The following is a 22,102-nucleotide window of genomic DNA, read 5'->3' as shown; positions in this document are numbered from 1 at the left end:
AAACATTGGATGCGCCAAGCTCAGAAACGTACCGTCGAGGACACCTGGCGCCACATCGGCCACCTCGTCGAAACCATTGAGGCAGCCGAATGCAGGAACTACTTCGAAAACGCAGGCTACGCTTCCGTCAAAACGTGAAAGGCTCTAGCCAAAGAGGTTGGGGCGCTGATTTTCGTCGGACAGTTCGGCGCTCCAGATCTGGTCCTTGACCAGCTGGCGAAGGATTTCCCACGATAGCTGCCCGACGGCGCGGGGAGCGGTTTGCAAGGGGCGTTCCGTCGAGTAAGCCAGATACACTTTCCGGGTAATCGGAGGGTTCTTGAAACTCCATGCCCGGCATAGTCCGGCCTGGGCCTCCGCGTTGATCGCCATCCTCGGCAAGATCCCGTAACCGATTCCGCGCGTCACCAATCTCTTGATCTGGGTGTAGGAGTCGATTTCGATCGCCGGGTTGATGACGGCCTGGACCGACGTCGCCACGGCATCGATCAGTTCCCGCAGGCCGTGCCCGGGGCCTGGCACGACAAGCGGCAATCCGGCGACGTCGCGAAGCTCCACGGAGGAGCCCTCAAAAGCGTCCGACCCGGGCATCGACGGGCTGGCAAAGAGACAGATCTCCTCGGACAACCCATGGTGTACCGCGAGTCCCCGGGGATCCGACGTCGCGTAGATCATCGCAAGGTCGACTTCCCCGCGTTTCAACCATTCCAGAATGTAGCCGCTCATCGCCTCCACAACGCGGATGCGAACCTCGGGGAAGCGCTCGCGGGCGGCCTCGATCAGCGGCGCCGCGAGCAGTTCGCTGACTGTACCCGGCAATCCGAAGCGCACCTCGCCACGGGGGGCGATGGCGGCGCCCCTGACGCTGTCGGTGATTTCAGCAAATTCGGCAAGAATGCGCTTGGCGTGCACCATGAGCCGCGCGCCGGCCTCCGTCGCGCTGACCCCATGCGGCCCGCGATGCAGGAGAGAGAGGCCAAGCTCCTCTTCCATGTGCCGGACATGCTGGCTCAACGCCGGCTGCGCCACGTGCAGCTGCGTCGCGGCCTTGGAAAACGAGCCACTCTCCACGACCTGGGAAAAATATCTAAGCTGACGAAGGTCCAAACCGGCTCCCTGGGCTTGATGCAGGGCCACCGTATAACATTTTGTTATTGAGGCAACGGCGAAAACCGGCCTTCCGTCTATCCCGCCCCCAACGGCATCGCGCAAGGATCGCCCTGGAGTTCCGAGCGATCATGAACCACGTCCGCCAATCTCGCCAGAGTTGCCGCGACATCAGCCTGCTGGAACACGTTGCGTCCGAACATCAGGCCGGTCGCGCCGGCGCTGATCGTGTCCTTTGCGAACTGCAGCGTACCCGCCAGGGTGGCCAAGGCGGGGCCGCCCGCGACAGCGATGGGCGCCAGCGATTGCCTGGCAATGTCGGCGAAGCGCTCTGGTTCGCACCAGTCGGTCTTGATCATGTCGGCGCCGAGCTCGCCGGCCATGCGGCAGTTCATCGCCACCACGGCCGGGTCGTTGGCGCGCGCGAAGCCGCCCTTTGCCGCCATCGCCTCGATGACGTGCACGACACCCCATTTCCGGCATTCGGAAGCGACGATGCCCGCGGTTTCAAACGATTTCGTTTCCTCCTCCGGACGGTTGTTGCAGGTGAAGAGGTAGGTGATCACCGCTTCGGCGCCCATTTGCACGGCTTCCTCCACCGTCGCGACGAGACGACTGTGCGTGTCCGCATACCCTGTCGGCGTCCCGTGGCGCCACATGGTCGTCTGGTCGAGGCGCAGGATTACGGCGGGCCCGCCTGCCAGGCGGTGGCCGTGGCGCAAGAGCATGCCGGGATTGACGATGACCGCGTCGACCCCTGCCTCCACCACGATGTCGATCAAAGGCGCGGGATCCGCGATGCCGGCGATCGGTCCGACCTGCATGCCGTGGTCGAGCGGAACACAGAGCATTCGCCCCGAATTCTTGTTGAGCAACCGGGCAAGCCGGCGTGCCTTACCGATTTCAGACATTTCTTTCATTCCTTCGGGTGGGACGCGGCCCGGTCAGACAAGCTCCAGCCTGACGCCCGCTTCCTTCATGTTCTGCACGATGTCGCGGTCGACCGATTGCGAAACCAGGACCACATCGAATGCCGTGAGTTCGGCCACGTAATTGAGAGCCGAGAAGTGGAATTTGCTCTCGTCGACAAGAAGGATTTTCTTGCGCGCGATCTCCATCATGGCCTGCTTGGAGCGCACGACCTGTTCGTCCTGCGTATAGAGGGACATGCCCTGGATGGTGGTCGTCGACATCAACGCCACATCGACATGGTAGGAGCGGATCGCCCTTTCGCAGGCTATGCCGAAAAAGCCGTTGTAGACGCGGTGGTATTTGCCGCCCAGTCCGATCAGTTCGACGTCCTGCTTGTCGCGCAGCCGCTCCATCACGGGCAGCGCATTGGTGATGACGGTTATCGGCGTCACCTGCTCGATGAAGTCGCAGACATGGAAGGTCGTCGAACTGTCGTCCCAGACGATGGCGTTGCCGGGTTCGATATGGGCGGCCGCGGCGCGCGCCAGCCGGCGCTTCTCCTCCACGTGCTGACGCGCCCGGTAAAGGTAGCTGCTCTCGAACAGCATCGACTTCTCTACCGAGACGGCGCCACGAATACGCCGCACCAGCCCCTGGTCATGCAGATCGTTGAGATCGCGGTGGATGGTCATCAGCGATACGTCGAGCTGGACGGCCAGGTCCTTGATCTGCGCCGTTCCGCTTTCCATCAGAATGCGGATGATTTCCGAACGGCGATGGTCCGCCTTCGACAAATGTTGCGCCTCTTCGGATTCCAAGCTGCTTGTCCTTCCGGCGATTTGCCCCTCGCCTGTTTTAACATCATCGGCAAACCGCGCCAGAGAAAAATGTTAAGATATCAAAATTTCGATGCTGCACTGCGCCGCGAGAAAACATCCGGATTCCGCAGTCTCGGCGCGAAGCATCTCAAAATTATGAGTTTAATGGCTTTTTTGCAGTGCAGCACGGCACCAGAATGGGCGTGTTAGCAAATGTTTCGTGTAAGCCGCGCGAAGACACTTAACATCAAAAAGTGCTGTTTGTAACTTTTCTATTGATATTTATAACGCCGATGCATAGGCTTCGGATAGGGGTAGGAGAAGGTCGGGTCCGACCATTGCCCCCTTGAACTGACAAGTGGAGGAGAACATGAACATGGCCATGCGCACGCGTCTGTTGACGTCAGCCGCAGCGCTTGCAGCCGCGCTCGCTGCAACCGCGGGTTCTGCCCGCGCCACCGATCTGACTTTCGTCTGGCACGCAGGCACTTGCGCCGACGCGCTGACCACCATCGCCAAGGACTATCCGGACAAATCGGTAAGGATCGTGCCCGCGCTTGTCCCCTATGGCCCGCAGTGGCACGACAAGATCGCGTCCGAATTCGCCATCCAGGGCGACGCTTTCGACTTCGCAATGTGGGACAGCCAGTCCACCGCCGAGTTCGCCCAGCATGCCGTCAAGCTCAATGACATCTTCGAAAAGTCGACCTACCTGAAGGCCGACATCTTCCCGGCGGCTTCGCTCTCGCGTTATGGCGAGTATCCGGATGGCTCCGGGCAGTTCTTCGGCCTGCCGGCCAACCAGGATGCCTATGGCCTGACCTACCGCAAGGACCTGTTCGAGGATCCCAAGGAGAAGGAAGCCTTCAAGGCCAAGTACGGCAGGGACCTGGTGGTGCCGCAGACCTATCAGGACGCCAAGCAGGTGGCCGAGTTCTTCACGCGTCCCGACCAGGGGCTCTATGGCTGGGGCCAGATGGGCGGCCGCGACTATGACTTCGCGACCACGGCATCCAACTCCTTCCTCTGGTCGTTCGGCGGCGAGCTCTACAATCCGGAAACGATGGAAGTGAAGGGCTATCTCGACTCGCCGGCTTCGGTGGATGGGGTGCAGGCCTATGTCGATATGTTCAAATATGGTCCGCCCGGATCGACCAACTGGGGCTTCGACGAGGTCAACACCGCGATCCAGCAAGGCCAGGTCGCCATGGCGATGCAGTGGTTCTATTTCAACGGGTCCAATGTCGATCCCAAGGTCAGCAAATTCGCCGACAAGATCGCATTTGGGGTTCTGCCGGGCGCGGTCGGCCGCGACAAGAAGTTCCGTCGCCAGTTCTCGGTCGGCGGTCAGGGCATGGGTATCAACAAGTACTCCAAGAAACTGCCCGAGCTGACCAAGTTCATGGAATGGTATTTTCAGCCCGAGCAGCAGAAGCGCTATGCCGCCGTCTGCCAGACCGGCCTGAAGCAGGTGCTGGAAAGCCCGGATTGGCAGGGGTTGAATTCCTACAACCGCCAGTTCTCCACCGCGCTGCAATATCTGAACGACTATTGGCACCTGCCTGAATATCCGGTGCTGCTCGACGAGCTGCAGCAGGAGATCTCAAACGCCGCCACCGGCGCCAAGACGGTGCAGCAGGCGCTTTCGGACGCCGCGGAAAAGAACGAGCGCACGCTCCAACGCGCCGGATACGAAATCAAGCGTGGCGACAAGACCCCGGAAGTGCCGGACGAGGTCATATCGCCGGTTGGCGTCGACGCGGTCGTTCCCGTCGAATAACGCCTTGACCCGAAGGGCACGCGGAGCGTCTTCCGCGTGCCCTTTCTCATCCCGTCCCAGGCAACAGAGCCCGCACCGCGCCGGCTCGAAGACAGGTCGTCATGACGCACTCCAAGACATCGACGATGGACCTTGCCGGCAGATGGCTGGTGCTGGGATTGCTCGCCATCTACACGGTCTACAATGTCGGCCCGATCTTCTGGCTGCTTTTGTCCTCGTTCAAGAGCCGCATGGATTTCTTCACCATGCCGCCGAAACTCTTCTTCACGCCGGACTTCAGCGGCTACCAGGCGGTCTTCGGCATCGGTGCGGCCAAGGACAGCGCTTCGGCGGTCGGGGTCCTCGACTCGTTGATCAACAGCATCATCGTCTCTGTCGCCGGCACGTCGCTCGCCGTCTTCTTCGGGACGCTGGCCGGCTATGTCTGCTCGCGCTTCAATTTCATCGGCAAGGGCGACTTCATGTTCTTCGTCCTGTCGACCCGCATGCTGCCGCCTGTAGCCGTTCTCGTCTTCTATCATCTGATGTTCGCGCGGCTCGGGCTCGCCGACACGCGCATCGGCCTCGTCCTCGTCTCGATCTTCGCCAATGTCGGTCTGGCCACCTGGATCATGAAGGGTTTCTTCGACGGCGTGCCGAAGGAAGTCGAGCAGATCGCCATCGTCAACGGTTACACGCGCATGTACGCATTCCTCAAACTGGTGCTGCCAATGGTGAAGGGCGGCATCGCCGCCACCGCCGGCTTCTGCTTCATTTTCGCCTGGAACGAGTTCGCCTTCGCATCCATCCTGACGACCACCCAGGCCAAGACCCTGCCCGTCAAGATTTCGGCCGCTTCCGGCGCAACCGGCATCGAGTGGACGCAGATATGCGCGGCCGGCGTCGTCCTCATCATTCCCGTGCTGATCTTCTTCTATCTCATCCGCAAACATCTGCTGATGGGAATGACCTTCGGCGTGCTGGGAAGGAGGTAGACCATGACTGCCACCAACACGCCTCTTGCACCCGAAGCGCAGGCCGCCGCTCACGCGGCGCGGCAGACGCAACTGCGCAAGCGCTCCTCTGGCCGCATGATGATCTTCGGCTTCCTGTCGCCGACGCTGGCGATCCTGATATTCATGGTCGCCTATCCGATCTTCTCGCTGATCTATTATTCGTTCTTCAATTTCTCGGCCTTGCGCCAGGGCACGATGAAGCCGGTCGGCTTCAACAACTACAAGTTCCTGCTTTCGGATCCCGATCTCTGGGACCGCTTCATATTCACCGGCAAGTTCGTGTTCATCTGCGTCACGCTGCAGATGCTGATCGGCATTTTCGTCGGCTACCAGATGCAGAAGAATTTCCGTGGCCGCGACGTCATCTTCACCATGCTGATGATGCCGATGATGCTGTCCCCGGTCGTGGTTGGCTTCCTGTGGCGCTACATGCTGAATTCGGAGTGGGGCGTCATCAATTTCCTGGTGTCGTCGGTCGGCTTCAGCAAGGTCGACTGGCTCGGCCAGACCAGCCCGGCGCTCTGGGCGGCGGCGGCCGCCGACACCTGGATGTGGACGCCCTTCATCGTGCTTCTGGCGACCGCCGCCTTCCGCGGCATTCCCGAGACCATTTACGAGGCGGCCGAGGTGGACGGCGCCAGCCCCGCCTATCGTTTCTTCCGCATCACGCTGCCGATGTCGGCGCCTGTGCTGTTCATCGCGCTGATCCTGCGCCTGATCGACAGCTTCAAGCAGTACGACCTTTTCGTCGCGCTGACAGGCGGCGGTCCGGGGTCGAGCACGGAGACGGTATCCTTCTCGGTGGCCAAGACGGCATTCAGCTATTTCTACACCGGGGAAGCGTCGGCGCTCGCGGTCATTCTTCTGGTCATCATTATCGGTCTGTCGATGATCCTTGTCCGGCACCTGACCAAGATGGGCGAGAAATACTGATGGCCGAGATCACTCTCAGGAACCTGAGCATCCAGTTCGGCGCCTTCAAGGCGGTGGACGACGTCAGCCTGACCGTGAAGAACGGCGAGTTCGTCGTCTATCTCGGGCCCTCGGGCTGCGGCAAGACGACGACCCTGCGCTGCATCGCGGGCCTGGTGAAGGCAACCAGCGGCGACGTGCTGTTCGACGGTGCCGCCGTCAACGATCTGAGCGCCAGCGAGCGCAACATCGCCATGGTGTTCCAGTTCGTTTCGCTCTACCCGCATCTCAGTATCAAGGAAAACATCGTCTTTCCGCTGAAGGCGCGTGGCGTCGCTAGGGCCGAGATCGCGCGCAAGCTTGACTGGGTCACCGACATCTTCAAGCTCGGCGACGAGCTTGCCCGCTATCCCGGCGCGCTGCCACCCGGCGCAAGGCAGAAGGTGGCGCTGGCGCGTGCCGTCATCCGCGATCCGGCCGTCCTGCTGCTCGACGAGCCGCTATCGGCGATCGACGAGCAGTTTCGTGAGGAAATGCGCTGGGAGCTCGGGCACCTGCAGCGCCAGCTCGGCGTCACCACGATCTATGTCACGCACGACCAGCGCGAGGCCATGTCGCTCGCCGACCGCATCGTGCTCATGAACAACAGCCGCATCGTCCAGGTCTCGAATCCTGACCGCATGTTCTTCGAACCGGTCGACATCTTCGCCGGCCAGTTCATCGGCTCGCCGTCGATGAACCTCATCGACCTCGCGCCCGTCGAGGGCGGCCTGCGGCTGGGCGACAGCGACGTCACGCTGACTGCGGCGCGCGACCGGCTTCCCGACTGGGCCCTGTCGTCGAAGCGGCCGTTGAAGCTCGGCGTGCGCCCGCTAAACGTGCACCTGACCGACGATCCGGCCGCCGGCGTCGCGATCGCGGTGGACGATGTCTTTTCCATCGGCCGCGAACGCTTCTTCTCGTTCCGCATCGGCGACACGATACACCAGGGTGTCGACAAGCGCCGGTCGCCATCGGGCTCCGTGATGCGCGTGCATTTCGATCCGGATGGCCTGCTGTTTTTCGATGCCGCCACCGGCCGGCGTGTCGACGCGGAGGTCGCGGCGTGACCCCCAGGCCAATGCTCCAACTGAAGGGACTGAAGAAGTCCTATCGCGGAAAGACGGCGCTTCGCGGCCTTGACCTCACCGTCAATGACAACGAGATATTCGCGCTCCTCGGACCGACCGGCGCCGGCAAGAGCTCGACGCTGCTCGCCTCCGCCGGCCTGATCGATCTCGATGCCGGGCGCGTCGACCTTGCCGGGCGCGATGTGACCGAGTCCGACCCGGGCAGCCGCGACATCGCCATCGTGTTCGAGGGCTTCAACCTTCTGCCGGTGCTCGACGTCAAGGACAACATTGCCTTTGCGTTGCGCTCGCCGGCGTTTCGCGAATCCGAAGGCGAGATCAGCCTTCGCGTCGGCCGCACCGCGGAACTGCTGCGCATTTCTCATCTGCTCGATCGCGACGTGGACACGCTGTCGGGCGGCGAACGTCAACGTGTCGCCATCGCCCGCGCGCTGGTACGCCGCCCGGTGATGTTCCTGCTCGATGAGCCGCTGTCGGCGCTCGATCTAAAATTGCGCGAGGGCCTGCGCGCGGAACTGCGCCAGATCCACCGCCAGCATCGCTCGACGATGCTCTACGCCACGCACGACTATCATGGCGCCATCGCCATAGCCGACCGGATCGGCATCATCGACGGCGGTGTCATCCAGCAGGCGGGCACGATAGAGGACATATACCGGCTCCCGGCCAATGTCGTCGTCGGCCGATTGGTCGGCAGTCCTTCGATGGCCTTCTTCGAGGCCGGCATCGAGGACGGCCATGTCATCGTCAAGGGTGCGCGGCAGCGCATCCCGATCGGCGAGTTCGGCACGGTCGCCAGCGGCAGCGGCAAGGTACTGCTGGGTGTCTGGCCGGAGGACATCGAGGTCGGCTCCGCCGATGCCGCCGGCGCCAGCACGGGCACGATCTATGCCGTGGACAATCGCGGCTTCGAGCGCGCCATCCAGGTCGACACATCAGGAGGTTCGTTCCGCAAGGTCGTTCCGCTGTCGATGCGCTTCACGCAGGGCGATGTCTGTTCATTCCGCATTCCGGAAGGCCGCGGCTTCCTGTTCGACGCAGCCGGCGGACGCCGCATCTCGCAGGCGGAGGGTGCCCGCTGATGGGTCCGTTGTTCAGCAAGAAATGGTTTTATCGCCTGGCGAGCGTGCTGATCCTTGGCGGTTTCGCCATGCTCTGCCAGCCCTTCACGCACAGGCTTTTCGTCATCGGTTTCCCGGTGCTGCTTGCCGGGGTTGTGCTTTTCATGATCCTGGATCACGTGCCCGACGGGCGGCCGGAAACCGAGGAGGAAGACCGTGGCTAATCCGAAGAAAATCCTTAACGACGTCAAGCGCGTCGTACCAGAAATGATCGAGGGGCTGGCGCTTGCCAATGACGGCCGTGTCTACAAGCTCGACGGCAAGCCGGCGCTGATCCGCAAGGACATCCCGGACGGCAAGGTGGCGCTGCTAATCGGCGGAGGCTCGGGCCACGAGCCGCTTTTCCATGGCTTCGTCGGCAAGAACATGGGTGACGGCGCCGCCTGCGGCAACGTCTTTGCCGCGCCCTCGCCCGATGTGATCGCGGCCGCGGCCAAGGCGGTGCATCGCGGCAAGGGCGTCCTGTTTCTCTACGGCAACTATGCCGGCGACAACATGAATTTCGACATGGCCGTGGAACTGCTCGAGGACGACGGCATCGAGGTCCGCACCGTGCGGGTCTGCGACGATGTCGCTGCCGCGCCGCCCGAACGGATGCACGACCGCCGCGGCATCGCGGGCGACATCTACATGATCAAGGTCGCGGGCGGCGCAGCCAGCGAGCTTGACACGCTCGACGAGGTCGAACGCGTCGCGCGCAAGGCACAGGGTTGGGTGCGCAGCATGGGCGTGGCGGTCTCCGCGGGATCGATCCCGGAGACCGGCAAGCTGACCTTCGAACTCGGGGACGACGAGATCGAAGTCGGCATGGGAGCCCATGGCGAAGCCGGCATCGCGCGCCAGAAGCTGAAATCGGCCGATGCGATCGCCGACGAGCTCATGGACAAGATCCTCGCCGACCTGCCGTTCGCCAGGGGCGACGAGGTTGCCTTGATGATCAACAATCTCGGCGCCACCACCATGATGGAGATGCTGATCGTCAACCGGCGCATCCGTGCGATCCTGGAGCGCGAAGGCATCTCGGTCCACCGCACCGATGTCGGCACATGGCTGACCGTGCAGGAAATGGCCGGTTTCTCGGTGACGCTGATGAAGCTCGACGACGAGTTGAAACACTATCTCGACATGCCGGCGGAATCGCTCGGCTATTCAAGGATGTAACGGCGATGATCGAAACGCTCGATGCCAACGCTGCGCGCGAGATGATGCGCTCCGTCGCGCAATCCCTGATCGACCAGACCGACGTGCTGACCGAGGCCGATCTGACCATCGGCGATGGCGACCATGGCGTCGGCATGCGCCGCGGCTTCGAGGCCGCGCTCGAAGCGCTCGACGCCGGCGCCGCGGAAAGTGCCGAAGCCGCCTACAAGGCGGTCGGCACCGCCATCCTGTCCAATACCGGCGGTGCGGCGGGTGCTGTGTTCGGCACGCTGTTTCGCGCCGGCTCCAAGGCCTTCGCGGCATCCGAGGTCATCGACGACGCCTCGTTCGCGATGGCGCTGGAAGAGGGCCTTGCGGCGGTGCTGAAGCGTGGCGGCGTGACCGAGGGCCAGAAGACCATGGTCGACGCGCTCGCCCCGGCCGCGCGGGCCGCGCGCGCCGCCGTTGGCAAGGGCCTCGCCGCCGCGACGGCGGCCGCCACACAGGGCGCGCTGGATGGGGTCGAGGCCAGCAAGGCAATGATAGCGACGACGGGAAAGGCGCGCTCGGTTGGCGAGCGCAGCATTGGCTACCCGGATCCGGGCGCGATCTCGGTTTCGCTCATTCTGAAGGCAATGCAGGACTTCACGGCCAGGGCTTGACCCTGCCGGTTAGGCGAAAAGGACTTCGACATGGCTGATCTCGACGACATCAAGGACGGCAAGGACTGGGGCCGGGACCGTCCCGCCGACACCAGCCGCTTCTACCTCAAGGGAGCGGCGCATCACGACTGGGGCATGAAGGCGAGGCTGTCGCGCATCTTCAATCCCGACAGTGGCAGGACAGTCATGCTCGCCTTCGACCATGGCTATTTCCAGGGTCCGACGACGGGCCTTGAGCGGATGGACCTGACGATCGCGCCGCTTGCCCAACACGCCGATGTGCTGATGTGCACGCGCGGCGGCCTGCGCGCCACGATACAGCCGGAAGTCAACAAGCCCGTGGTGCTGCGTTGCTCGGGTGGCAACTCGATTCTGACGGAACTTTCCAACGAACTGGTGGCGGTCGACATCGACGATGCGATCCGCCTCGGCGCGGTGGCCATGGCCGCCCAGGTCTATGTTGGTGCTGAATACGAGCACAAATCCATTTCCAATGTCGTCAAACTCATCGACACCGGCACGCGCTATGGCATTCCCACGATGGCGGTTACCGGCGTCGGCAAGGACATGGTGCGCGATGCCCGCTATTTCGGCCTGGCAACGCGCATCGCGGCTGAGCTCGGAGCCCAGTTCGTGAAATCCTACTATGTCGACGAGGGCTTCGAGCGCATCGTGCTTGGCTGTCCGGTGCCGATCGTGATTGCCGGCGGCAAGAAGCTGCCGGAGCGCGAGGCGCTTCAGATGGCGTGGCTGGCGATCGACCAGGGCGCGGCCGGTGTGGACATGGGCCGCAACGTCTTCCAGTCGTCGAACCCCGTCGCCATGCTCAAGGCGCTCGCCGCCATCGTTCATCGCGGCGAGAAGGCGGACAAGGCCTATGCCATGTTCCGCGATCTGGAAACGGCAGAGGCAGCTTGACGATGACCCTCGACGAGGCATCACGCGACGTGGCCCTCAAGCCGATGCAGGGCAAGGTCGTGGCTGTAACCGGCGCGGCCAGCGGGATAGGGCGCGAGATTGCGCGCGTCTTTGCCCAGGCGGGTGCCGCTGTCGCGACGCTGGACATCAATGATGCCGCACTCGGGTCGCTCGCCGCCGAATATGGCTGCCGGCCATACCGGTGCGACGTGACGGATGCGGCGTCGGTGAAGCGCGTGCTCGAACTGGCGGCGGATGAGCTGGGCGGCCTTGATATCCTCGTCTCCAACGCCGGCTCGGCCCAGCAAGGCGCGATCGGCGACCTGCCGATGGAGGAGTTGCGGCGAAGCTTCGAATTGAACTTCTTCGGCCACCAGAACGCCTGCCAGGCGGCGATACGGATCTTTCGACGCCAAGGCAGGGGCGGCGCGATCCTGTTCAACATTTCCAACCAGTCCGTCAATCCGGGAAAGGATTTCGGTCCGTACGGCATACCCAAGGCCGCGACGCTGGCCTTGATGAAGCAATATGCGGTCGACCATGGCCGCGAGGGGATCCGCGCCAATGGCATCAATGCGGGGCGTATCCGCTCCGGCCTGATGACCGATCAGATGATCGTTGAGCGTGCCAGCGCGCGCGGGATGACCCCGCACGAATACATGGCCGGCAATCTGCTTGGAGTAGAGGTAACGGCAAGCGACATTGCCAACGCATTCCTGCATCTGGCTCAGATGGACAAGGTCAACGCGGCCGTCCTCACTGTCGACGGCGGCGTAATGGCGACATCGCTGCGATAGCTCAAAGCTTCGAACAGCGAGGCGCATTGCCAAGGTCGGAGGCTCGCGCCTTTCGCAACGCCACGTGCAACGCGGAGCTATCGCTCAATTGCTCGCCAGCCAGATCCAGTCGAACTACGACGATGAGCGACGATAGAGGGATTGGCACGACAAGGCGCGGAGGCGGCGCTGCTTTCCAACGGACCGATAGTCGGCGGCCTGCTGGCAGTTGCAGCGGTGTTGACGGGCTTGCTGGCGTGGCGGATCCCCATGATGTTTTCCTGTGTGAAAGGCTGAAGGGAGGGATTGCCGATTGCACGAACGCGTCCATAGTCGCGGGGATGGGGGCGCAGTACGTTGATCTCGTTTTGCTTGAGCAGTCGCTGGCCGATACCGGGGGGTTGAATCGCCCGTTCTCCGATCGTGTGGGCGACATTGCGCAGAAGACCGCCGGCTCCGTGTTGTTCGACGTTCGCGTCGACGGCGATCCTGGCATTCAACGGATCGCGGCAATCGGCTACGGGGCGGAGGGCGTCGTCGCGGTCGTCATGGATAGGGACGGAGGACTTGCTTCAGCGCCAGTCGACGGAGGCAGCTACGCTCTGATCGCGGAGCTGAGCGCCTGGTGCGCGTTGCCGATGGCCGAGCAGATAAGCGCCAGCTACCTCGAGGCGGCGACCAAGCTGCTTGCCGAGCTTGCCAAGGCTGGCCGCATCGACCGTGACGGGCCGGCCTCCGTCGGTGGCAGCGAGACGTCTTGAAATGCCGTCACCGCCGGGCGAGGCAACGAACTCCCGGCCGGTCATGGGCTCAGCACATCTTCGTAGGCAAACAGGCCGGGTACGCCACCCGTATGAACGAAGACCACGTTCTGACCGGCACGGAAGCGTCCCGTTCTAACGAGATCGATCAGGCCGGCCATGGCCTTGCCGGTGTAGACCGGATCGAGGAGCAACGCCTCCAGCCTTGCGCACAGGTCGATGGCTTCGCGCATGGCTTCGGTCGGCAGCCCATAGCCTGGTCCCACATACCCGTCGAGAACGTCCACCTGCTCTCGCTTTATCACGACGGAAGCTCCGAGCTTGGTGACCGTCTCGCCGCACAATTCGTGCACGCGCGCTTCGATCACATCGCTCGGTTCGGCCGAGCTGATGCCGACCACGGGCGTCTGATGCCCCAGGACGGCGAGGCCAACGAGAAGGCCGGCTTGCGTGGCACCGCTTCCGGTACAGTGGACGATCGCGTCGACCGTCAAGCTGCTGTCGCTGCCTTGTCGAACAAGCTCCTCGGCGCAGCCGACATAGCCAAGCGCTCCGGTCGCGGTCGAGCCGCCGATGGGCATGACATAAGGCCTTCCGCCGCGCTCACGGATGTCCTCGGCAAGACGTTCAAGTTCGATCGCGGGGATTGTATCACCGGAGACGAAGTGCAGTTCGGCCCCGAACATCCGGTCGAGCAGAACATTTCCGGTGCGGTCGTAGCCCGGCGTGTTGCGCGCGACGTTGCGCGACAAAACCAGTTCGCAGCGCAATCCGTGCCGCGCCGCCACCGCCGCTGTCTGACGGCAATGGTTTGACTGTACGCCGCCGGCCGTCACCAGTGTGTCGCCACCAGAAGCCATGGCCTCGGCAACGAGAAATTCGAGCTTGCGCGTCTTGTTGCCGCCGAGCGCCATACCCGTGCAGTCGTCGCGCTTGACGAAGAGGTTGGGTCCGCCAAGGTGGCGCGACAGCGCGGTCATCGGCTCAAGCGGCGTGGGCGTGTGACAGAAGCGTGATCGAGGGATCGTATCCGGCAACATGGGCGCCTCAACAGTCATTCAGGTTGGTCGTGGTGCATGAAGCGGGCCGGCGACAATGGGCTTCGGCTTCAAGCACGGTCACCTGTCGACCGGGCGCAAGAAAGAATGCCGCCGTCGATCATAAGAAAGTGCTGCATGGCCTCCCTCGCGCAAGTGCCGGCAGCCAAGCAGAATATTTCCGATCGGTCAAACATCTTTCCTATGATAAAGGCCGCGTCGCTTGCGAGTCGACTTTGTTCGGTCTCAACCCTAGACTGCGGCCAATGCAAAAAAGGTCAGCCATGAGCGATTCGAAGCCAAGTCTGGGAGAATGCCTCAAACTGCTGCGCCGGGAGCGGGGCTGGACACTGACGCAGGTCGCCCAGATGTCGGGGCTCGCCATCTCCACCCTGTCGAAGGTCGAGAACAACCAGATGTCGCTGACCTATGACAAGCTGCTGCAGCTTGCCCAAGGGCTCAAGGTCGACATAACCGAGCTTTTCGGCGTGAGAAAGGCCAGCGTCTCTCCCATCGCGCACGGCGCGCGTGCCGTCTCCCGGCTTGAGGACGGACGGATCGTCGAGACGCCCAACTACGTCTATCGCTTTCTATGCACGGAGCTGTCGCGCAAGGAAATGATTCCCATGCTGGGGGCAGTCACCCAGCAAAGCATAGAAACGTTCGGCGAGCTCATCCGTCATCCCGGCCAGGAGTTCACCTATGTTCTCGAGGGCGAAGTCGAGTTGCACACCGACGTCTACGAAACGCTGAGGCTGAAGACAGGAGAGTCGGTCTACTTCGAAAGCACAATGGGCCACGCCTATGTCAGCGTCGGCGACACGCCGGCCCGCATCCTGTGCGTGTGCACGTCGGCATCCGGCCAGTCGGAGCAGACCCTCATCAGCGGCGCCAGGGGCGTGCGCCCTCATGACGAGCGCGAGACTGTCGACGCGGAAATGACACTTGGCTAATTAGAAAAATCTCTTTCCTATCAGAAAAATCGGCTTGCCATCCGAAATGCGGGTGTTAGCGTGTGCGAAAGGCATCCCTCGGTGATCCCGTGAGAGATGCAAAACACAAGCTCGAGGGGAGCGCATCATGTTGTTACGTCGCCTGCCGACTTTTGCGGCATTTGCCGCTTTGACAGCCTTGACTTTCGCGGGACCGAGCTGGGCCACCGACAAGGATGTCCTGGTTATCGACAAGGCCGAGGATCCGCCCACGGCCGACCCCGGCGTCGAGGTCTCCAACAACGGCTATACGCTGATCTTTCCGGCCTACGAGCGTCTGGTGAAATATGACGGCGCCAAGACCGAGGTCATTCCGGAGCTTGCCGAGAGCTGGACCACGGCGCCCGACAACCTCAGCTGGACATTCAAGCTGGCGTCGGGACACATGTTCGACGATGGTTCGCCGGTCGATGCCGCCGCGGTCAAATATTCATTCGACCGCGTGAAGAAGCTGGCGGCTGGCCCTGGCGACATGTTCCCGACCGTCAAGGACGTCGTCATTGTCGACCCGCGGACCGTGAAGTTCGAATTATCGGCGCCATTCGCACCGTTCCTGTCGGCGCTCGCCACGTCGGCCGGGTCGATCATCAATCCGAAGGCGCAAGAGCACGCGGTCAACGGCGACGACGCGAAAGCCTGGCTCGCCGAGCACACCGCCGGCAGCGGCGCTTTCAAGATCTCGGCCTGGGAGCGCAACCAGCAGATCACGCTCGATCCCAATCCCCACTATGCCGGCAAGAAGCCGGCTTTCAAGCAGGTCATATTCAAGATCGTACGCGAGATGTCGTCGCGTCGCCTGCAACTGGAGAACGGAGACGCCGACCTGATCGACCAGGTTCCGGTCGACCAGGCCGAGGCCATGAAATCGAGCGCGGGGGTGGTCATCGAGAGCAATCCCAGCCTCTATGTCATCTATCTCTATCTGAACAACAAGAAGGCCCCCTTCGACAATCCGAAGGTCCGTCAGGCCATATCCTATGCGGCCGACTACAAGGGGCTGGTCGATGGCGTCATGCAGGGCCAGGCCGAACAGATGCGCGGGGCTGTCCCGGACGGCATGTGGGGCCATGACCCGCAGGGCATGCAGTACAGCTACGATCTGGAGAAGGCCAAGCAATTGCTTGCCGACGCCGGTGTTTCCAATCTGCACATCAGCTTCACCTATTCGCAGGCTGACTCCGCCTGGGAGCCGGTTGGACTTGCGCTGCAGGCTTCGCTCGCCGAAATCGGCGTCACGATGGACATGAAGAATGTCGCCGACACGACAAAGCGCGAGCTGGTCGCCAAGGGCGACTACGACATAGCGACCGGCGCCTGGACGCCCGATTTCGCCGATCCGTTCATGTTCATGAACATCTGGTTCGACCCGACCAAGATGGGCGCGCCGGGCAACCGGGCCTTCTATGAAAACCCGAAAGTGACCGATTTGATCACCCAGGCGCTCGCGACCGTCGACCAGAAGAAGCGTGAGCAGCTCTATATCGATGCGCAGAAAATCACCAACGAGGATGCGCCATACGTCCTTCTGTTCCAGAAGAACGACATCTTCGCCATGCGATCCTCGGTGAAAGGGTACGTTTACAATCCGATGCTGATCCAGGTCTACAACATCGCCGATATGTCCAAGTCCGAATAGAAATCGGCGCCGAAGGTATGTCGCTAATTTCAACGATCCTTCGGCGTCTCGTGCTGCTGGTGTTCGTCGTGGCTGGTGTCGCGATCATCACCTTCACGATTTCGCATTTGATCCCCGGCGATCCGGCGCAGCTGATCGCCGGGGACAAGGCTTCAGCCCAGACATTGGCGCATGTGCGCCAGGAGCTTGGCTTGGACAAACCCGTTACCCAGCAGTTTGTCATCTACGTCAAGCAACTCCTGTCGGGCGATCTCGGCCAGTCCTTGCGGACGCGGCGCCCGGTGGCCGGCGATATTGCCCTGTTCCTGCCCGCCACGCTTGAGCTCGGCATCGCCGCGCTGGTGATGGCGATCATGATTGGCGTGCCGCTCGGCGTGCTTTCGGCGATCTACAAGGACGGACCGGTCGACCAGGCAGCGCGTGTCGTGTCGGTCGCCGGCATTTCAATGCCGGTATTCTGGTTCGGGCTGGCGCTCATCCTCCTGTTCTATGTCAAGATACCGATCCTGCCGGGCAGCGGCCGCATCACGCTTGGCATCGCCGCGCCGCCGCGCATCACCGGCTTCTTCCTGGTCGACTCGCTTGTCGCCGGCGACCTGAAAGCCTTCTGGTCGTCGCTCTATCACCTCGTCCTGCCGGCCTTTGTCCTCGCCTTCGCCAATCTCGGCATCATCACGCGCCAGATCCGGGCCTCGATGCTGGACGTCCTGCAGGAGGATTATGTCCGCACCGCGCGCGCGAATGGTTTGTCGCGATCGGCGGTCATCCTGCGGCACGCCTTGCCCAATGCCCTGATCCCGTCGGTGACGCTGCTTGGCCTCGCCTTCGGCGACCTGCTCTACGGCGCGGTGCTGACCGAAACGATCTTCGCGTGGCCAGGCATGGGGAGTTATGTGGTGTCATCGATCCAGACCCTGGATTTTCCCGCGATCATGGGCTTCACCATTGTCGCTTCGCTGGGGTACGTGCTGATCAATCTCGCGGTCGATCTGACCTATATGGTGCTCGACCCACAGATCAGGGAACTCGGCTGATGGCGGCGGATGGCATCGCCACCTCGCCCCGGCCGGCATCGCGGCTTCGCATGGGACGGTTGTGGTATCGCGTGAAGGGAAGCCCCCTCACCCTGGTCGGCGCCGCGATCGCGCTGCTGGTCCTGTTTGTGATCATGGCCGCGCCCCTGCTGGCGCCCTACCCACCCGACAAGATCTCGCTTTCAGCAAGGCTTGCGGCGCCCAGCCTGCAGCACCTCTTCGGCACCGATGAGGTTGGGCGCGATCTGTTTTCGCGGGTGCTCTTCGGCGCGCGCGCGTCCTGCGGCATCGCCTTTGCCATCGTCATCATCTCGACCGTCATCGGCTCGATCATCGGCTGCCTGTCCGGCGTTGTCGGCGGCATCGTCGATACCGCGATCATGCGGCTGATGGATGTCTTCCTGGCGCTGCCGGCACTCATCCTCGCCATGGCGCTGGCCGCCGCGTTGGGACCGAGCCTGTTCAACGCCATGCTGGCCGTCGCCGTGGTGCGGGTGCCCGCCTATGTGCGGCTGGCGCGTGGGCAGACGCTGTCGCTGCGCAACCGCACCTATGTGAAGGCATCGCGCAGCTTCGGGGCTTCGCCTGCCTATATGCTGCGCTGGCACATACTGCCCAACGCCCTGTCACCCATCATCGTTCAGGCCACACTGGATCTCGGCGGCACCATCCTGACGGCGGCGGCCTTGAGCTTCATCGGCCTCGGCGCCCAGCCGCCGACCTCTGAATGGGGCTCCATGGTGTCGAGCGGGCGCAATTATTTCCTCGACCAGTGGTGGTATGTCACCTTTCCCGGCCTGGCCATTCTGATCAGCGCGATGGGTTTCAACCTGCTGGGTGACGGATTGCGCGACATGCTCGATCCGAGGCTGGGTGGCCGATGACCGAACCGTCCGGCGATGTCCTGCTCGAAATCACCGATCTTTCGCTCGAGTTCCGCACCTATCGCGGGCCGATCAAGGCGCTGAACGGGGTCAGCCTCAATGTCCGTGCCGGCGAGATCGTCGGCATCGTGGGGGAATCCGGGTGCGGCAAATCGGTGACCATGATGGCGGCTACGCGGCTTTTGCCCAAGGGGAGCGCGCACATTACCGGAGGCGGCATCCGTCTGTTCGGCAGCGATCCGATGAAGCTCAGCGAGCGCGAACTCCAGCATGTGCGCGGGCGGCAGGTGTCGACCATCTTCCAGGAACCGATGAACGCCCTCAACCCGACCCGACGGATCGGCGAGCAGATCGTCGAGGTCATCCGCCGCCACCAGCGTCTCGACAACGCCGCAGCGACGAGCAAGGCCTCGGGCCTGCTGCGCGACATGCTGATCAGCGAGCCGGAGCGGATCATGCAGGCCTATCCGTTCGAGCTTTCCGGAGGCATGCGGCAGCGCGTGCTGATTGCCATGGCCTTTTCCTGCGAACCCAGGCTCATCATCGCCGACGAGCCGACGACGGCACTCGATGTGACTGTGCAGGCGCTGATCCTGGGCCTCATCAAGCACAAGGCGATGAGCACGGGAACGGCCGTCGTTTTCATATCGCATGACATGGCCGTGGTGTCGCAGCTTTGCGACCGGCTCTACGTGCTTTATGCGGGACGGGTCGCGGAAGCCGGAACGACCGCGTCGGTGCTGGCGGCGCCAGCCCATCCCTACACGCGCGCCTTGATACGCTGTCTGCCGGGGCTGGCACCACCCAAGCAGCCGCTGGAACAGATCCCCGGTACCTTGCCCGACCTGCTTGACCCGCCTGCCGGCTGCCTCTTTCGGGCCCGCTGCCGCGAGGCGGATGATCGTTGCGGCTCGGTGCCGCCGCTGGCTGCCATGGAGCCTACCCGCCGTGCCGCCTGCTGGCGCCGTATCGAGGAGACGCAAGCCGCGTGACCGAGCTTCCCCTCCTTTCCGTCGAAGACCTGGAAGTCCGCTACCGCGTCACCTCGGGCTGGTTCGGTGGCGCCGACGTCCATGCCGTCAACGGCGTGTCGTTCAGCGTCGCCGAAGGCGAGACGATCGGCATTGTCGGGGAATCCGGCTGCGGAAAAACCACGCTTGGACAGGCGATCCTCGGCCTGACCGGCATTTCCGCCGGTGCGATCAAACTCAGGGGAACTGAACGGGACCGCGCACGGCGCACCCAGTTGCAGATCATCTTCCAGGACCCCCAATCGTCGCTCGATCCGCGGCTTCCGGTCTGGCGCCTGATCACCGAACCTCTGCACATTCGCGGCGGCTACACCCGCAAGCAACTGATCGAGCGCGCAACCGAACTGGCCGTCTCGGTCGGCTTGCGGCCGGAGCATGTCGATCGCTATCCGCACGAATTCTCGGGCGGCCAGCGCCAGCGCATCGCGATTGCCAGGGCGCTCGCCGTCGAACCGGCGCTGCTGGTCCTCGATGAGCCGACCTCGGCGCTGGACGTGTCGGTGCAGGCGCAGATCGTCAACCTGCTGCTGTCGCTGCAGGCGGAGCGCAAACTATCCTATGTGCTCATCTCGCATGACGTGTCGCTGGTGCGCCACGTGGCCGATCGTGTCGCCGTCATGTATCTCGGCCAGATCGTCGAAGAAGGCCCGACACTCGACGTGCTTGACGCTCCCAGGCATCCCTATACCAGGACGCTCCTCGATGCCGTTCCGAGTTTCGATCGTCCACTGAACTCGATCGCGCCGCGCGCCGGCGAATTGCCGAGCAACCGGACGCTGCCGACCGGCTGCTTCTTCCGGGAGCGCTGCCCTTCCGCGACGGCCGGCTGCGAACTGCCGCAGGTTCTGGTACCCGCCGACGGATCGCGCACAGTCCGCTGTCATCTGGTCACGCGCGCAAACGACACCGCGTTGCCACGCACGGCGCCGCGGCCGGTGTTTTCCTCCCCTAATGATGCGATTGCTTAAGCCGCGTCGGCCGCGAATGGGTTTTCCACTTTCGGCCAATAGGGCGTCTTGAGCTTTGTGTAGGGGATCGCGGCGAAGTTGGGCTGCGTCGCACCGGGCGGGGCGCAGAACAGGATGCGCTTGGCGATCGGCGCGAAACCGGCCTGGAAATGGTAATTGGATTTGACGATGACGATGCGTCGCTCGCTTGGATTAAGGCCGAGCGCGGTCATGCAGTCGGGATGGAAGACCTGCGTGCGTACCGTGTTGATGATCAGGTCGATGCCGCCGTCGGTGGTGACCCACGCCGCATCCCCGAGCGGCCACGGCATGGTGCCGAACAGCTGCGTCAGTTCGCGGCCGAGGCCTTTTACTGTAACGCGCAGGTCGACAGGCATACCCGAGAACACGCCGCACTTGCCGCCGACCCGCAGGTTTATGGTACCGCCGATCCCGGCCTCGACGCAGAAGCGATAGGCGATCGGGTCCCAGTACATGGCGCTGGCCACGTTCCCGATGCCGCGCTCGATCAGCCGGCGCAGGATGTAGGTGGAGTCCCCCGGTGCGCCGCCGCCGGCATTGTCCGAAACATCCGCTATGACGACCGGCCCATGCGGCTCGGCGAGCGCCATGTCGAGCGCCTCGTCGATGCCCAGGAATTTCGGGATCAGGTCGTTGCGCAATGCGAAAAGCTGCTTGCCGAACCTTTCGGCGGTCCGCTCGGCAAGCGGCTTGTCATCGTCGGTGACCACCAGCATGCGGGCTCCGACATCCTCGACGTCGCCATGCGGAAAGCCATGCCCAAGCGAGACTGACAATATGCCAGGCTCGGCTTCGGCGGCAGTCATGCCATCAACGAAGCCGCGCATCGGCTGCTCCTGCACGCGGAAGGTGCTGATCATGCGGCAGTCGTAAAGCGCCATCACCGGCCTGACCTTGCCCTCCACCGTGTCGACGATAATGCGGTAGAGCTCGCCGGCACGGTCCATGATGTCGGTGTGCGGATATTCCTTGTAGGCGACGATAGCGGTGGCGTTGTCGACCATCTTCTGGGTTGTGTGGCAGTGCAGATCGAGCTCCGCCCCGATCGGGATGTCGGGACCGACGACAGCTCTGACATGCGCGAGAAGATCACCCTCGGTATCGTCATAGCCTTCCGCGACGAAAGCGCCATGCAGCGCCAGAAGCACGCAGTCCACCGGCATGGCGGCCTTGAGCTCGTCGAGGATCTCGTCGCGGAACTGCTCGTAGACATTGCGGATGGTTATGCCTCCGGGCTCGGCGCAAACGCACAGGCTTTCCACGATCTCGTGGCCGTCGGCTTCGCCGCGCTGACGCCACACGAACAGCTGGCAGGACGGCTCGTTCAATGCCTTCGAGGTGGCGTCGCCCCGCGCGATGCCCATTTCCTCGAAACTGTGGTAGCCGGTCGGGATAGGCGCGAACGTGTTGGTCTCGGTGTCCATGCCCGCTATGAAAATGCGCATTCTTTCGCCCTCAACTCGTCTT

The 22,102-nt window shown here is 62.9% G+C and carries 22 protein-coding genes and 1 pseudogene; 18 read left to right on the top strand and 5 right to left on the bottom strand.

All coding sequences use genetic code 11. From position 1 onward, the window contains the following. Positions 1-138 (top strand): annotated as a pseudogene (locus AC07SZ_RS34525) (IS630 family transposase); the annotation flags it as partial. A 6-nt stretch (positions 139-144) separates the two neighbouring features. Here the strand turns inward: AC07SZ_RS34525 and AC07SZ_RS34520 are convergent. The 3 genes from AC07SZ_RS34520 to AC07SZ_RS34510 all read right to left on the bottom strand — a co-directional run bounded on the left by AC07SZ_RS34520 (position 145) and on the right by AC07SZ_RS34510 (position 2,837). Next, a complete protein-coding gene (locus AC07SZ_RS34520; RefSeq protein WP_065005360.1) occupies positions 145-1,107 on the bottom strand; it encodes a LysR family transcriptional regulator in 963 nt (320 codons plus the stop codon). A 77-nt stretch (positions 1,108-1,184) separates the two neighbouring features. Further along, positions 1,185-2,018: a class I fructose-bisphosphate aldolase gene (locus AC07SZ_RS34515; RefSeq protein WP_162258917.1), complete on the bottom strand. Its 834-nt coding sequence runs from the start codon at positions 2,016-2,018 to the stop codon at positions 1,185-1,187. 33 nt (positions 2,019-2,051) lie between these two features. Continuing rightward, a complete protein-coding gene (locus AC07SZ_RS34510) occupies positions 2,052-2,837 on the bottom strand; it encodes a DeoR/GlpR family DNA-binding transcription regulator (RefSeq protein ID WP_056570769.1) in 786 nt (261 codons plus the stop codon). A gap of 370 nt (positions 2,838-3,207) precedes the next feature. On the opposite strand from AC07SZ_RS34510, the gene AC07SZ_RS34505 reads away from it, so the two are divergent. The 11 genes from AC07SZ_RS34505 to AC07SZ_RS34455 all read left to right on the top strand — a co-directional run bounded on the left by AC07SZ_RS34505 (position 3,208) and on the right by AC07SZ_RS34455 (position 13,032). Next, positions 3,208-4,617 carry an ABC transporter substrate-binding protein gene (locus tag AC07SZ_RS34505; RefSeq protein ID WP_056570767.1) on the top strand — a complete coding sequence of 470 codons (1,410 nt, stop codon included), beginning with the start codon at positions 3,208-3,210 and terminating at the stop codon, positions 4,615-4,617. Between the two features lie 101 nt (positions 4,618-4,718). Further along, positions 4,719-5,591 (top strand): carbohydrate ABC transporter permease, encoded by an 873-nt coding sequence (locus AC07SZ_RS34500; RefSeq protein WP_081294842.1) that lies wholly within the window; start codon positions 4,719-4,721, stop codon positions 5,589-5,591. A 3-nt stretch (positions 5,592-5,594) separates the two neighbouring features. Next, positions 5,595-6,545 (top strand): carbohydrate ABC transporter permease, encoded by a 951-nt coding sequence (locus AC07SZ_RS34495; RefSeq protein ID WP_056570763.1) that lies wholly within the window; start codon positions 5,595-5,597, stop codon positions 6,543-6,545. Continuing rightward, on the top strand, positions 6,545-7,633 hold the full coding sequence (locus AC07SZ_RS34490) for an ABC transporter ATP-binding protein (RefSeq protein WP_140774302.1): 1,089 nt from the start codon (positions 6,545-6,547) through the stop codon (positions 7,631-7,633). Before AC07SZ_RS34495 ends, AC07SZ_RS34490 begins: the two co-directional genes overlap by 1 nt. After that, positions 7,630-8,736: an ABC transporter ATP-binding protein gene (locus tag AC07SZ_RS34485; RefSeq protein WP_494917763.1), complete on the top strand. Its 1,107-nt coding sequence runs from the start codon at positions 7,630-7,632 to the stop codon at positions 8,734-8,736. The genes AC07SZ_RS34490 and AC07SZ_RS34485 overlap by 4 nt, the downstream gene beginning before the upstream one ends. Beyond that, on the top strand, positions 8,736-8,939 hold the full coding sequence (locus AC07SZ_RS34480) for a hypothetical protein (RefSeq protein ID WP_056570758.1): 204 nt from the start codon (positions 8,736-8,738) through the stop codon (positions 8,937-8,939). The genes AC07SZ_RS34485 and AC07SZ_RS34480 overlap by 1 nt, the downstream gene beginning before the upstream one ends. A 43-nt stretch (positions 8,940-8,982) precedes the next feature. After that, positions 8,983-9,936, top strand: a complete 954-nt coding sequence (locus tag AC07SZ_RS34475) for a dihydroxyacetone kinase subunit DhaK (protein ID WP_056570756.1) — start codon at positions 8,983-8,985, stop codon at positions 9,934-9,936. Between the two features lie 5 nt (positions 9,937-9,941). After that, on the top strand, positions 9,942-10,577 hold the full coding sequence (gene dhaL / locus AC07SZ_RS34470; RefSeq protein WP_056570754.1) for a dihydroxyacetone kinase subunit DhaL: 636 nt from the start codon (positions 9,942-9,944) through the stop codon (positions 10,575-10,577). Positions 10,578-10,607: 30 nt separating this feature from the next. Next, entirely contained in the window at positions 10,608-11,495 is an 888-nt protein-coding gene (lsrF, locus tag AC07SZ_RS34465; protein ID WP_140774305.1) for a 3-hydroxy-5-phosphonooxypentane-2,4-dione thiolase, read from the top strand. 2 nt (positions 11,496-11,497) lie between these two features. Continuing rightward, on the top strand, positions 11,498-12,292 hold the full coding sequence (locus AC07SZ_RS34460; RefSeq protein ID WP_494917762.1) for an SDR family oxidoreductase: 795 nt from the start codon (positions 11,498-11,500) through the stop codon (positions 12,290-12,292). A gap of 122 nt (positions 12,293-12,414) precedes the next feature. Further along, positions 12,415-13,032, top strand: coding sequence for a hypothetical protein (locus AC07SZ_RS34455; RefSeq protein WP_494917761.1), 618 nt, complete (start codon positions 12,415-12,417; stop codon positions 13,030-13,032). A 41-nt stretch (positions 13,033-13,073) separates the two neighbouring features. Here the strand turns inward: AC07SZ_RS34455 and AC07SZ_RS34450 are convergent, their stop codons facing one another. Further along, the gene (locus tag AC07SZ_RS34450) at positions 13,074-14,072 is read right to left on the bottom strand and encodes a D-cysteine desulfhydrase family protein (protein WP_494917760.1); all 999 of its coding nucleotides are present in this window, start codon (positions 14,070-14,072) and stop codon (positions 13,074-13,076) included. A gap of 281 nt (positions 14,073-14,353) precedes the next feature. On the opposite strand from AC07SZ_RS34450, the gene AC07SZ_RS34445 reads away from it, so the two are divergent. The 6 genes from AC07SZ_RS34445 (at position 14,354) to AC07SZ_RS34420 (ending at position 20,614) form a co-directional block, all read left to right on the top strand. After that, a complete protein-coding gene (locus AC07SZ_RS34445) occupies positions 14,354-15,022 on the top strand; it encodes a helix-turn-helix domain-containing protein (RefSeq protein WP_081294893.1) in 669 nt (222 codons plus the stop codon). A 127-nt stretch (positions 15,023-15,149) separates the two neighbouring features. Then, entirely contained in the window at positions 15,150-16,697 is a 1,548-nt protein-coding gene (locus tag AC07SZ_RS34440; RefSeq protein ID WP_056570742.1) for an ABC transporter substrate-binding protein, read from the top strand. A 17-nt stretch (positions 16,698-16,714) separates the two neighbouring features. Then, entirely contained in the window at positions 16,715-17,731 is a 1,017-nt protein-coding gene (locus AC07SZ_RS34435) for an ABC transporter permease (protein WP_494917759.1), read from the top strand. Beyond that, the gene (gene ddpC, locus AC07SZ_RS34430) at positions 17,731-18,615 is read left to right on the top strand and encodes a D,D-dipeptide ABC transporter permease (RefSeq protein ID WP_056570738.1); all 885 of its coding nucleotides are present in this window, start codon (positions 17,731-17,733) and stop codon (positions 18,613-18,615) included. Before AC07SZ_RS34435 ends, ddpC begins: the two co-directional genes overlap by 1 nt. Beyond that, a complete protein-coding gene (locus AC07SZ_RS34425) occupies positions 18,612-19,607 on the top strand; it encodes an ABC transporter ATP-binding protein (RefSeq protein WP_172372581.1) in 996 nt (331 codons plus the stop codon). The genes ddpC and AC07SZ_RS34425 overlap by 4 nt, the downstream gene beginning before the upstream one ends. After that, complete coding sequence (locus tag AC07SZ_RS34420) at positions 19,604-20,614, top strand: ABC transporter ATP-binding protein (RefSeq protein WP_494917758.1); 1,011 nt, start codon at positions 19,604-19,606, stop codon at positions 20,612-20,614. The genes AC07SZ_RS34425 and AC07SZ_RS34420 overlap by 4 nt, the downstream gene beginning before the upstream one ends. Here AC07SZ_RS34420 and AC07SZ_RS34415 read toward each other — a convergent pair. Next, positions 20,611-22,080: a M81 family metallopeptidase gene (locus AC07SZ_RS34415; protein ID WP_494917757.1), complete on the bottom strand. Its 1,470-nt coding sequence runs from the start codon at positions 22,078-22,080 to the stop codon at positions 20,611-20,613. The genes AC07SZ_RS34420 and AC07SZ_RS34415 overlap by 4 nt on opposite strands. Between the last annotated feature and the right edge of the window lie 22 nt (positions 22,081-22,102).

It is taken from the genome of Mesorhizobium sp. GW821-FHT07A06 (assembly GCF_059419085.1).
The sequence above is the reverse complement of the archived record's forward strand: the minus strand, read 5'-3'. Positions and strand labels throughout refer to the sequence as shown.